This is a genomic window from Pontimicrobium sp. SW4, from assembly GCF_039954625.1.
In the GTDB taxonomy this organism is placed as follows: domain Bacteria; phylum Bacteroidota; class Bacteroidia; order Flavobacteriales; family Flavobacteriaceae; genus Pontimicrobium.
Genome location: NZ_CP157199.1, coordinates 1,161,629 through 1,174,934, shown reverse-complemented (window position 1 = coordinate 1,174,934; position 13,306 = coordinate 1,161,629). Strand labels below are relative to the sequence as shown.

The 13,306-nt window shown below is 30.4% G+C and carries 14 protein-coding genes; 13 read left to right on the top strand and 1 reads right to left on the bottom strand.

The window, feature by feature from the left end:
- Positions 1-57 precede the first annotated feature (57 nt).
- The 12 genes from ABGB03_RS05620 (at position 58) to ABGB03_RS05565 (ending at position 9,552) form a co-directional block, all read left to right on the top strand.
- Positions 58-1,110 carry a response regulator gene (locus ABGB03_RS05620; protein WP_347925559.1) on the top strand — a complete coding sequence of 351 codons (1,053 nt, stop codon included), beginning with the start codon at positions 58-60 and terminating at the stop codon, positions 1,108-1,110.
- Between the two features lie 89 nt (positions 1,111-1,199).
- Entirely contained in the window at positions 1,200-2,051 is an 852-nt protein-coding gene (locus tag ABGB03_RS05615) for a universal stress protein (RefSeq protein ID WP_347925557.1), read from the top strand.
- Positions 2,052-2,054: 3 nt separating this feature from the next.
- Entirely contained in the window at positions 2,055-2,441 is a 387-nt protein-coding gene (locus ABGB03_RS05610; RefSeq protein WP_347925556.1) for a hypothetical protein, read from the top strand.
- A gap of 103 nt (positions 2,442-2,544) precedes the next feature.
- On the top strand, positions 2,545-3,393 hold the full coding sequence (locus ABGB03_RS05605) for a universal stress protein (protein ID WP_347925554.1): 849 nt from the start codon (positions 2,545-2,547) through the stop codon (positions 3,391-3,393).
- A 24-nt stretch (positions 3,394-3,417) separates the two neighbouring features.
- Entirely contained in the window at positions 3,418-4,260 is an 843-nt protein-coding gene (locus tag ABGB03_RS05600; protein WP_347925552.1) for a universal stress protein, read from the top strand.
- A 72-nt stretch (positions 4,261-4,332) separates the two neighbouring features.
- Complete coding sequence (locus tag ABGB03_RS05595; RefSeq protein WP_347925550.1) at positions 4,333-5,187, top strand: universal stress protein; 855 nt, start codon at positions 4,333-4,335, stop codon at positions 5,185-5,187.
- 12 nt (positions 5,188-5,199) lie between these two features.
- Entirely contained in the window at positions 5,200-5,607 is a 408-nt protein-coding gene (locus tag ABGB03_RS05590; RefSeq protein ID WP_347925548.1) for a hypothetical protein, read from the top strand.
- A 76-nt stretch (positions 5,608-5,683) separates the two neighbouring features.
- A complete protein-coding gene (locus ABGB03_RS05585) occupies positions 5,684-6,532 on the top strand; it encodes an ATP cone domain-containing protein (RefSeq protein ID WP_347925546.1) in 849 nt (282 codons plus the stop codon).
- A 3-nt stretch (positions 6,533-6,535) separates the two neighbouring features.
- The gene (locus tag ABGB03_RS05580; protein ID WP_347925544.1) at positions 6,536-7,909 is read left to right on the top strand and encodes an MBL fold metallo-hydrolase; all 1,374 of its coding nucleotides are present in this window, start codon (positions 6,536-6,538) and stop codon (positions 7,907-7,909) included.
- Between the two features lie 12 nt (positions 7,910-7,921).
- Positions 7,922-8,335: a hypothetical protein gene (locus ABGB03_RS05575; protein WP_347925543.1), complete on the top strand. Its 414-nt coding sequence runs from the start codon at positions 7,922-7,924 to the stop codon at positions 8,333-8,335.
- Between the two features lie 205 nt (positions 8,336-8,540).
- Positions 8,541-9,044 carry an Hsp20/alpha crystallin family protein gene (locus ABGB03_RS05570; protein WP_347925541.1) on the top strand — a complete coding sequence of 168 codons (504 nt, stop codon included), beginning with the start codon at positions 8,541-8,543 and terminating at the stop codon, positions 9,042-9,044.
- 58 nt (positions 9,045-9,102) lie between these two features.
- Positions 9,103-9,552, top strand: coding sequence for a hypothetical protein (locus ABGB03_RS05565; RefSeq protein WP_347925540.1), 450 nt, complete (start codon positions 9,103-9,105; stop codon positions 9,550-9,552).
- Between the two features lie 397 nt (positions 9,553-9,949).
- On the opposite strand, the gene ABGB03_RS05560 is transcribed toward ABGB03_RS05565, so the two are convergent.
- Positions 9,950-10,075, bottom strand: coding sequence for an Hsp20/alpha crystallin family protein (locus ABGB03_RS05560; protein WP_347926384.1), 126 nt, complete (start codon positions 10,073-10,075; stop codon positions 9,950-9,952).
- A 585-nt stretch (positions 10,076-10,660) separates the two neighbouring features.
- Here ABGB03_RS05560 and ABGB03_RS05555 point away from each other — a divergent pair.
- Positions 10,661-13,264, top strand: a complete 2,604-nt coding sequence (locus ABGB03_RS05555) for an alkaline phosphatase D family protein (RefSeq protein ID WP_347925538.1) — start codon at positions 10,661-10,663, stop codon at positions 13,262-13,264.
- Positions 13,265-13,306: the final 42 nt, after the last annotated feature.

The window sequence follows — 13,306 nt, the reverse complement described above, 5'->3', positions numbered from 1 at the left end:
AACTGATGTTTATTTTATAAATTACATCTGACCTATTTTTAAACAACATAAAAGCAGATGAAAACCATATTATTAATTGAAGATGACACCGTGTTAAGAGAAAATACTGTAGAATTATTGGAGCTTTCTAATTATAAAGTAATCTCAGCTTCTAATGGAAAAATTGGTGTCGATAAAGCTAAACTTGCTTTACCAGATATAATTATTTGTGATATTTTGATGCCAAAACTCGATGGATATGGTGTACTTAATGCATTAGCAAAAAACAATAACACAAAACACATACCGTTCATTTTTCTATCTGCAAAGACTGAACGCCAAGATATAAGAAAAGGCATGAATTTGGGTGCAGACGATTATATTACAAAACCCTTTAGCGAAGACGATTTAATTAGTGCTATTGAAAGCCGTTTAGCAAAAACTGCTATTTTAAAAGAAAAACAAGAAGAAAATCTAAGCAATATAAAAACTAATGAAAACAAAATTAAAACATTAAATGATTTTAAGAATTATATAAATGATTATGGTGAGGAGTTTAAGTACAATAAAGATAACATTATTTATAATGAAGGAGAACACTCCAACTATATTTATTTAATAACCAAAGGTGTTGTAAAGTGTTATAAGCTCGACAAACTTGGTAAAGAACTTACAACAGCTTTATATAAAGAAGACGATTTACTTGGCTATTTATCTTTCACTGATAACATTCCATATAAAGAAACGGCAACAGCTATAAAAGATGTTGAAATGGTTGGTATATTAAAAAAGGATCTTAAAAATTTACTTGAAACAAATCATAAAATCACTTTAGAACTTATTGAATTATTAACAAATAATCTTACTGGCGTAAAAGAAGAATTATTACAAATGGCATACAGTTCAGTAAATAAAAAAACCGCTACTACTATTTTAAAATTTGCCGAAAAACTGAATAGAAAGCCCGAGGATCCTATAAAAATTTCACGCAGCGATTTAGCAAGTGTAGCTGGTATAGCTACCGAAACCTTGATTAGAACCATGTCTGATTTTAAAAAACAAGGGCTTATCGCTATCGAAGGTAGAAATATTAAAATTTTAGAGCTTCAAAAGCTTAAAGACACCTACTAAAATATTTTTTAGTAGACAATCAATATGACGAATATCATTTTATGTAAAACCTCTTAAATCTAAATTTGTAATATTTAAGAGGGATTACGATGAAATCAATATTATTACCTACAGATTTTTCAGATAACTCTTGGAACGCTATTCAATATGCACTCCATTTTTTTGAAAAATCCATTTGTCACTTTTACCTGTTACATGTTAATAGATTAAGTAATTTAGCATCAGTAGATACATCTTATATAACCACTCCAGAAGCTATAGAGGAAACGCAAACCAAGCTTGCAAAAAAGCAATTGCGCCAATTTTTAAAGCGAATTTCAAAAGAATTACCACAAAACAAAAAGCATAAGTTTTATACGCTTACCGATTACAATTTTTTTATTGAGTCTATTAGAAATCATGTAGAAGAAAAAAAAATAGATATGATTGTTATGGGAACAAAAGGTGCTTCTGGATTAAAAAAAATTATTGTTGGTAGTAATACAGGTGATGTTATCACTAAAGTACCTTGCACAACGCTTGTAGTCCCTGAAAATGCAAAGTATACAAATATAAAAGAAATAGCTTTCCCAACAGATTTAGCATTGTCATATCACATCCAAGTATTGGAGCCAGTTTCTGAGGTTTTAGATGAGTTTGATTCTTTTTTAAGAGTTCTACATATCAACAAAAAGAAAGAAAACTTAAATAGAGACCAACAAAAATATAAAGAGCTATTGGAAGATTATTTTAATGGTTATAACTATAGCTTCCATTTTTTAACAAATAAACATATAGAAAACGCTGTACAATGCTTTATAGAAAGCAGAGACGTAGATATGATAGCTATGGTAGCAAAAAACTTAAACTACTTTCAGCGAATTTTATTTTCGCCAACCGTTAAAGAAATAAGTTACCATACCGATATACCTTTTTTAGTATTACACGAACAACAAAATTAAATCATGGAAAATTCATTTTTTTTAGCAAAATTCTGGGGATGGTACCTTATCATTTTCTTTTTTATTTTAAGTTTCAATCCTAAGCGAATAAAACAAATATTTGACGATTTAAAAGACGAGAAATTTCTGATTATTTCATCTTTTGTTGCCATTATTGTTGGGTTATTAAATGTCTTATTTCACAATATATGGGAGCCAAACTATAAGCTAATAATTACTTTAATTGGATGGATATCTCTTTTTATAGGACTGTCACTATTCGTTCTTCCCAAACAAACCGTTTCATGGTTAAAGTTTATTAATATTAAACTGGTACAGGTTATTTATATGCTATTATTTTTAATTGGAATTTTCTTATTAAACATAGCCTATAGTATAGTGCCTTACTAGATTTAAAGTAATAGGGAAGATTGCTAATATATCCGATCTGATATATATCATTGTTCAGGTCTGTTACATATTATACTTTTAGGTAACTTAAAAAAGAAAAGTCATGAGAAAAATACTAGTCCCTACAGATTTTTCAGATAATGCAATGAATGCAATACAATATGCTTTAGAGTTATTTAAATATGAACGAAGTGATTTTTTTATAATGCATGCTTATCAAGACGAAATTTATGCTAATACTTCTTTATTAAGCCAAGAAACACTTGAAAAAGTCACACAAATTATTAGTGATAAATCTCAAAAACAGTTAGAAAACACATTAAAAAAAATTAAAGAGATTTCACCAAATCCAAGGCATACTTATAATATAATATCCTCTAAGAGTATGCTAATGGACGAAGTAAACAAAATTGTTGATGACGAAAATATAGATATCATCGTTATGGGAACTCGTGGTAAAACAAATGACAGAAGATTAACCTTTGGCAGTCATACGCTACAAATTTTAAAATATGTGCAATGTCCAGTTTTAGCAATTCCTGCTAATTATAAATACACACAACCAAAACACATTTTGTTTCCTACCAATTATATGATTCCTTACAAGCGAAGAGAGCTTAAATTATTATGCGAAATGGCTTCGCCATATAGAGCTGTAATAGATATGCTATACATTTCAACAAGTGAAAAACTGTCGTTACGACAAGAAGATAATCAAGATTTTATTAAGGAAGCATTGTATAAAAACAGTATACATTTTAAAACTATTAAAAACAAAAATATTACTAATGGTATTTATAAATACCTGAAGGAATATAAGATTGATATGTTGGTAATGGTAAATACAAGGCATTCATTTTTAGAAAGTATCTTATTTCAATCCACGATAGATAAAATAAGTTTACACATAGATATTCCATTTTTAGTATTACAAAACATAAGACGCTGTTAGTTTTTAACTCAAAATTTAATTGCCATGAAAAAAATACTTTTACCAACCGATTTTTCTGATAATTCTTGGAATGCTATACAATATGCACTTCAATTATTTAAAGATCAAGAATGCAACTTTATATTATTAAACACATACACACCAATAATATATCAACTTGAGTATATGCAAGCAAGTAATTTACAATATCAAGTGATCAATGCTGTTAAGGAAGCATCAAAAAATGGATTAGATGAAATACAACAAAAAATAAATTCAGAGTTTAACAACACAAAGCATACGTTTTCACAAATAACGTCATTTAATACACTTACCGTAGAGATTGATGAACTTTGCCAAGGCAATGCTATAGATATGATTGTAATGGGAACCAAAGGTGCCAGTGGAGTAACTGGCGTTTTATTTGGCTCTAATACTATTCATGTAATAAAAAGGACTAAATGTCCAGTATTGGCAATACCGAGTGATTTTTCTTTTGAAACACCTCACGAAATACTATTTCCAACAGATTATGAAATTGAATATCAAGAAGAGCATATAAAACCTATTGTTGAAATTGCACAAAAGTATATTTCAAGAGTTAATATTATGCATGTATATATTGGTAATGGGTTATCAAAAGCTCAAGAAAAAAACAAATCGTTATTAGAAATTAGCATGAAAAAAATAGCACACCTTTTTCATGATATAAAGAACCAAAAAGTACCAGAAGCTATTACCAATTTTCAACTAAAAGCACGCATTAATTTATTAGTGATGATAAACAATAAGCATTCATTTTTTGAGAACTTATTTTTTAAGTCAACTATAAATCAAATAGGATTCCATTTAAATATTCCTTTGTTAGTAATTCCTTCAAAGAAATAGGTCTTAAACTGATTTATATCATTTCAATTCCATTAACTACGTCTTATTTTTATATCTATTAAGAATTTAATCATGAAACGTAAAATTTTACTTCCTACCGATTTTTCAAATAACTCATGGTTAGCTATTAACTATGCCTTACAACTATTTAAAAATGAAGCATGTGATTTCTATTTGCTTAATGCATTTTCTGGAACAAATAATCTTATAAAAAATATCTTAAATATAGAATCTGGAGGCGAATTTTATGAAGAAGCTGAACAAGAATCCGAAGATAATTTATCCAAAACATTAGATAAACTTATAATAAATGAACATGGCAACCCAAAACACAATTTTAAAACCATTTCTATCTTTAATGATCCTATAGAGGCAATAAAGGATATCGTAGAACAAAAAGATATTGAAATGATTATTATGGGAACTAAAGGCAAAACAAACAACAAAGGTACTGTATTTGGTAGTGTTGCTGTATACGTAATGGAAAAAGTTCGAAATTGTCCAGTAATTGTTGTGCCAGAAGACGCTAAACATAATTTACCTAAAGAAATTGTATTTCCAACTAGCTACAAAACACACTACAAAAGACGTGAATTAAGTTACTTAACTAATATTGCAAAAAAATGCGATGCAACAATAGCAATACTTCATATTTCTGAAGAAAATGAATTAAATGAAAACCAAAAAGAGCATAAATACATGCTCAAAGAGATTTTTGAAGATGTTAAATACACATTTCATTCACTAGCACATTATTCGGTAGAATCTGCCGTAAACATTTTTGTAGAAAGTAGAGATAGCGATATGGTAGCATTTATAAATAAAAAGCATACATTTTTTGGAAGTATATTAACAAATCCCATGGTAAAAGGAATAGCATTTCATTCTAAAGTACCAATTTTAGTTATGCACGATTTAAGAAATTAAAAACATTTGAAAATGAAAAACACAGGTATTTGGTTAGATAAAGATAAAGCACTCATTGTAATTATAGAAAATGGTGTAGAACTATTAAATACTATTACATCAAATATTGAACATTTTCGCCCTCATGGTGGCTCTGGAACGCGATTTAAAGGTGGACCTCAAGATGTTGTACAAGACAGTAAATTCCTAGAGCGTGAAAAACATCAGTTAAAACAGTATTATAAATCTATAGCATCGGAAATTAAAGATATAGATGCTTTAGTAATTTTTGGTCCTGCAGATACTTATAAAAAATTTAGTGAAGAATTACATAAAAACTATAAACCTTTGAGTACTAAAATAAAAGGAGTAAAAAAGGCAGACAGCATGACTGAAAACCAAGTAAAAGCCTGGGTAAGAGATTTTTTTAAGCTAAATTAAATGCATGTCTATTTATTAGTTAGTTAATAGAAAACTGTCAAAGCCCTTTTTTGGCAGTTTTCTTTAAAAAGAAACTATGGAAAATAAAAACTTTGATATAACAAAATCATCTGGTGAAAAAGTAAAATTTTCGTTGGACAAACTAAGAAGTTCACTAAAAAGAACTGGAGCAAACAAAGAAACCATAGACCAAATCATTGATAAAGTACGTGACGAATTGTACCAAGGTATTTCCACTAGAGAAATTTATAATAGAGCATTTGCATTGCTCAAAAAAAAGAAAAGCTATTTAGCATCAAAATATAAACTCAAAAAGGCCATTTACGAGTTAGGTCCAACTGGATTTCCTTTTGAAAATTTTATAGCTGCTATCTATAAATATTCAGGATATAAAACAGAAGTTGGTAAAACTCTGCTAGGTAAATGTGTCTCTCACGAAATTGATGTAATTGCACATAAAAATGATGAAACTACCATTATGGAATGCAAATTCCATAGTGAGCAAGGTCAAAAATGCAATGTAAAAATCCCATTGTATATAGCTGCTCGATTTAAAGATGTAAAAGGTTATTGGGATTCTAAACCACATAAAACAAATCTAGATGAAGGTTGGGTGGTTACTAATACGCGTTTTACAGAAGATGCTTTACAATATGGTACATGTGTAGGCTTAAAGCTTTTAAGCTGGGATTATCCAAAAGAAGATGCTTTAAAAGACAAAATAGATAGATTGGGTCTATATCCAATAACCGTTTCAACATTATTGACCAATAGAGAAAAGCAATTTTTATTAAGTAGAGATGTAGTGCTATGTAGAGAATTAATAAATGATAATTTTTATTTAGATCATTTAGGTATTTCTGATGTTAGGAAAGAAAGAATCCTGAATGAGATGTCACAATTATGCACAATTAAGAACCGTTAAAAAATGGAGAAATATACAAGAGTCAACTTTTTAGGAGCATCTGGAGTTGTTACAGGCTCAAAATTCCTTATTGAAACTTCAGAAAAAAACATACTTATAGATTGTGGCATGTTTCAAGGTCTTAAAGAATTGCGAGAGCTTAACTGGAACAATCTTCCTGTTAATGTTCAAAATATTGATGTGGTGTTACTTACTCATGGTCATTTAGATCATGTTGGTTACCTACCTCGCTTATTGCAACAAGGTTTTACTGGAAAAATTATTGGCACAGCACCAACACTTGCTATAGCAGAAATTATACTAAAAGATAGTGCTAAAATACAAGAAGAAGAGGCAGATAAAGCTAACAAAGAAAAATTCACTAAGCATAATCCAGCCCTTCCTTTTTATACAATAAAAGAAGCAGAAAATACCATTAAACTATTTGAAGTTGCTATGGAAGATAAATGGATAGTTTTATCCGAACATATTTCATATCGCTTTCAATATAATGGACATATTATTGGTGCTACATTCATTGAATTGGACATTAATGGGAAACGTTTTGTGTTTTCAGGAGACATTGGAAGATGGAACGATTATCTCTTAGATGACCCTAAAACACCAGAATGGGCAGATTTTTTATTTATAGAAAGCACTTATGGAAACAAGTTACATCCTGATGAAGATGTTGAGGACATATTAGCTGGCCTCATAAGAGAAACCATTTTTAAAAGAGGTAACTTAATTATTCCAAGTTTTGCAGTAGAACGATTGCAAACACTTATGTATATTCTTTGGAGACTATACAAGAAAAATAAAATTCCAAATATTCCAATTTTTATTGACAGTCCAATGGGTAATAATGTTTTAGAGGTTTTTAAGCGTTTCCCAAAATGGCATAAACTTTCTAATTCCGACTATAATGCCATGTGCAATCATGTAAATATTGTGCAATCTTATAAAGAAACCTGGGAAACCATTGATGATAAAAGACCCAAAATAGTTATAGCTGGAAGCGGAATGGTAACTGGAGGAAGAGTTCTTACATATTTACAACAGCTTATTGACAAATCTTCAACAACAGTGTTATTAGTTGGTTTTCAAGCTGAAGGAACTCGAGGAAGACTATTATTGGATGGTACACATGAGATTAAGTTTTTTGGTAAATATTATCCTGTAAAAGCAAGTATAAAAAGTATTGAAAGTCTATCTGCGCATGCAGATCAAAACGATTTGTTTAAATGGATGAGCAATATTAAAAATATTCCCGAAAAAGTATATTTAATTCATGGTGAACCTACTGCTTTAGATGCTTTTAGGTTAAAAATTAAAGACACCCTTAATTGGCATGTAGCTATACCTAAATTAACAGATATTGAAAAATTAATGATTTAAATAATATAAGCTATGGAAACTCAAAACATTTATAAAAGTTTTAATAACGAAAAAACTATTGAAGAGCTACAGTACAGTATGCTTCAATATAAAACAACACTTGAATCGTTTAAACCAGAATATTCTTTTTATAAGCATTTACTAAAATCTCAAATTTTTAAGTCAAATGTTATCAATTTATTTGAATACTTAGAGCGATTTAAAAAAACTATAGCAGATCATGAAATCTCAACAGCAAATCTCATAATTGAGATAAACTCACATAATAATCAAATTACCAAAAAAATTGAATGTGATGATTTAGTTTGTGATAATTATTTTATTAAAGAATATGATGTATTGGAGAATAAAATCCATACATTCCTTATAGAATATTCAAACTTCAAATTACAAATGCTTCCTTATTTACAAAGCGCAATCAAATAATAGTTTCTATTCATAAAATATGTGAGCAAAATTCTTGAAAAGCAAAATCCTCAACATTAGAAGATGGATATAAAACTTGAATGCATTGTTAAAAACACATCATCATTTTATCTATCAAACTGATTTATATCATTTTAAAAAGTTGCTTTCAGTATTAAATTGGCATCACAAATTAAATTTAATGTTTAATCTAAAATAATATATCATGACAACACTAGCAAAACGTAGAAACAGAAACAGACTATTATCTCCGTTTAGAAGTAGATTAATGTCTCCTTGGGAAAACAGATTATTCCCATCTAGTCTAGATGAATTTCAAAACCTTTTTAAATTCGATGATGTTTTTAATGGTGATTTTATGGAAGATGATAGCCTTATGCCATCAATGAATGTGAAGGAGCATAAAAACAATTTTGAAATTGAATTTGCAGCACCAGGTTTTAATAAAAAGGATTTTGAAGTTACCATAGATGGTAATGTACTAAATGTTGAAGGGAAAAAAAGTGAAAAAACCGAAGAGGAAGAAGAAAACTATACTTGCAAAGAGTTTAGCTACAAATCTTTTAAAAGATCTTCAACTTTACCAGAATCAATTGATTTAAATCAAGATGTAAAAGCGGCTTATAAAGATGGGATTCTAAAAATAAACTTAGAAAAGAAACCTGAAGCCAAAAAGTTATCTACAAAAAAAGTAGTGAAAATTGCTTAGTATTTAAAAAGCAGAAAGTAATTATTGAAATTGCTTTCTGCTTTTTTAAACAAATATCATGAAAACAACACAAACTAATACAAAGTATGTTGAGTGGCTAAATGCAGAGACAATGTATAAAAACTCAATTGAATGGTTATCAGACTTAGAATTCATGAAAGATGAACAATTATTTTTTGATGACCTAATCAAGTCGTATACATTACAACTAATAGATTCAAAGTATTTCAAGAAAAGTAAAAAAATAATTGATACATTAAGTAAACTACAAACAAAAACAGACTTATTCATTAAATATGTAAAAAACCATAAAAACGATTTAAAGATTATGGTTGATGGTATAAATCAACCAAAAGAAGAAGCAGATTATAAAAATGAACATCGTCGTTTAATTGTTGAAATTAATAACTTTGTAAAAGAATATAGAGAAGTAAAAACAAATCTTTTTTCGGTAATAAAAATAATTATGAAGGAAGAAAAATTAAAGAAATTAATAATTAAAAAATAACACCTACCACACAAGGTGATTAATATTGGTTACTTCTGCGGATTTTTAAACAATAATTTTTATCTTTTAAGATAGTTTTCACTTATTTACATTAGAACAGTTGATACTTAAAAAAAAAGTGGTTACCCTATGAGTTACCCCAAGACAACTTAAAAAAGTGAAACTCCTTAATTTACTGATAAAAAATAAAGATCAACAGAGCCTATTCCTTCGCAAAAACCCTTGATATCTTAAAAATTTTTGAGGGTTTTTATTTTTACTATTTATAAAAAGTATAGAAGAGTTTCCTCATTGCATTTTAGGTTCGGTTCCAAAATAAAATTTTGTCATTCTTTAACAGTAATTAGTTTAAATAATTAAGTCATTTCTTAATCATGTTTTTATTAATTAAATGTTTTTACTTTTCTTTAATGTGAAGATTTAATTTTAAAACACCATTTTTATATTCAGCCATAACATCTTGATCTGCATTAACTGTATTTGGTAATTTTAATAATCTCTTAAAAGAATAATATAGTTCCAGAACAGGGAATTTGAAGTTGTCCTACCGAGAATAAAAGATTATAGCCTTTAAGAAAGAATTACAAGATGTTCTTTTAGAAAATAAATATTAAGAAAGGCGGCGAGCATCTTATTTAAAAGAGACAAGAAAAATATCAATTTATATAATGTCACAAGTTGAAGTTTCCTATTGAGAGGATCTGTGAATTTCTAAAAGTAAGTAAAATCAGTTTTTATATTTGTTAAATTGTGGTTATTAAAATATTGTCCGACTTTTTCTTGCAAGTACAAATTGATACACTCTGCACATAGAATAAACCTTAAAGGAGAACCTATGAAGAAAAAATATAAAAGAATTACTATTTTTAACACTCAGATGAAACGATTTTTGGCACTTCATTTACACTGCTCGCTTTCATCTGGCACGCGTGATTCTAGCTCTCTTTAACCGAGTTTTTTAGTGATGGAAGTAAAAAAAATAACGAATAATGAATAAAAACAAATGTACCCTCAGTATATATGACAGGTCGATTATTAACCACCTACATGCCTGCTGTATATAAAGGTAGAAAAATGATACATCTTATAGTTTGATGAAAATAATAGAATGAATAGAAGAACCTATATAAAAACTTCCATATTAGGCTCGTTATTACCAACGTTAGACCTATATGGCTTTACAAAAAACCTTGATGCAATATGGACAACAAAAACCATAGATTTTTCGAGCGATTGGCATATCTGGCCTGACATGAAGTGGGTTGGCCCAGAGTATTGGGGTAACAGACTTCAAGATTGGCTCATAAAGAATGGCAAGGTAATTTGTGATGTCACCGACAAAAACAGAACCTTACACCTACTTACCACTCAAAAAAATGCCAACCCTTCAAATATTGAAGCCTCTGTAGACATTGAATTGCTTAATCGAGAAATCCATCATTTGAATGATGGTTGCATTGGTTTTCGCTTCGGTGCCAAAGGCCCTTTTGAAGATTATAGATCGGCAGCAGTATTTGGCAACGGACTAGATATAGGTCTCACCCCAAAAGGAAGATTAGTCGTAGGAGAAAAAATCTTTGACACCAGTTTTAATCAACTACCAAACTCATTTTCACTTCATATCAAAGCGAAACCAGAAGGAATCGACAAATACAACTTAACGATTGAAATTAACCTAGGCGACAAGGATTATTTTCAGCAATCGGACATTATAATTTCCTCAGAACAATTGGCAGGCAATTTTGCCTTATTGGCTAACCTAGCAGATGCAAAAGAGATAAAGAGCAACCCTTCCATTGCCTTTGTTGATTGGAAAATAAAGGCAGAAGAAGCTATGGAGATGACCAATCAAATTTATGGGCCCATCTATTTTGCACAATATACCTTGCATCAAAATAAGCTTAAGTTAACCGCACAACTTTCACCCATTGAAGCTATAAAAGGGCATCAAGTCCATTTGCAATTAAATATTGAAGGAACATGGCAAACCTTTAAAACCACAACACTTTCACACTCGGGTAGAGCCGTGAATTTTATTGTTGACGAATGGAAATATAATGAGGCTATACCGTATAGAGTAACTGTTGAAATCCCCTTGAAGGATGGCCTTCACAGATACATTTACGAAGGTTCCATAGCCAAAGAACCAACAGGCAGTAAATCATTGAAGGCAGGCGTTTTCAGTTGTAACTTCCATTATGGCTTTCCAGACACAGACATCGTTGAAAATGTTACGAAGTTAGATCCCGATGTGATTCTGTTTTTGGGAGATCAGTTCTATGAAGGAACGGGAGGTTTTGGAGCTTTGTATAAAGGTGATTTTGATAAAATGTGCCTTGATTATCTGCGTAAGTGGATGATGTTTGGATGGTCTTATCGCGAATTGTTCAGGCATAAACCCTGTGCTATCATCCCCGATGACCACGATGTATATCATGGAAACGTTTGGGGAGAAGAAGGTAAAAAAGCCGATACTAATCATGGATTTGGAGCCTCTGCACAAGATTCGGGGGGATACAAGATGCCAGCCGAATGGGTAAACATGGTGCAATTTACACAAACAAGCCATTTGCCGGATCCCTATGATTCAACCCCTGTAAAACAAAACATTGGTGTTTATTACACCAATTGGGATTATGGTGGTGTTAGCTTTGCCATTTTGGAGGACAGAAAATTCAAATCAGCCCCAAAGCATATACTTCCAGAAGAAGCTCAGGTAAGCAATGGTTGGATATTGAATGACAAGTTTGATATCAAAAAATATGCCCATCTTGAAGCAGATCTGTTAGGCAAAAGACAAGAAGAATTTTTAGAACAATGGGTAGAAAAGTGGAGCAAGGGAATCGTGATGAAAACCGTATTATCTCAAACTAATTTTGCTACAATAGCAACCCTACCTGAAGGAGCTAAAACCGGAGCTGTAATTCCTTCTCTTTATATTCCTGAAAAAGGAGAATACATTAAAGGAGACAAACCAACAGTGGATATGGATTCTAATGGATGGCCCAAAACAAAAAGAGACAAAGCCGTGAGTATTATTCGGAAAGCCTTTACTTTTCATATAGCAGGAGACCAACATTTAGGCTCTTTTTCTCAATATGGGATAGAACATCATGGCGATTCGGGATATGCTTTTGCAGGACCTGCTCTTAACAACATTTGGCCTAGAAGATTTTGGCCAAATGTAGATACTTCTAATCATACTTACGAAAACCCTGCTTATACAGGAGACCACGAAGATGGCTTTGGTAATAAAATTACCGTACATGCTGTTGCCAACCCTCATAAGATACACAAAGAACCCGAGGTTATTCACAACAGGGCTAATGGATATGGTATGGTAACCTTTGATAAGGTGAACCGAACTATCAAAACAGAATGTTGGCCTCGTTTCGTTGATCCAACTATGCGAAAGAGTCAGTATCCGGGATGGCCAGTAACAATTCATCAATTGGATAATTACGGAAAAGAAGGTAAACTATGGTTACCGGAATTTAGAGTGAAAGGGAGGCAGCTTCCAGTATTAAAAATTTATAACAAAGACAATAATTTGATTTATGCCCTTAGAATACCTACTACTTTTAAACCTAAGGTGTTTGAAAAAGGACACTACAAAGTACTTATAGAAGTACCGGAAACAGGGTTTCAAAAGATATATAAGAAAGTAAAGGCCAGAAGTAATCAAGAAAAAATTATCAATATCGATTTATAAATCTACATAGTCGTGGTAGAATTTCAAATTAGTATCTTTATA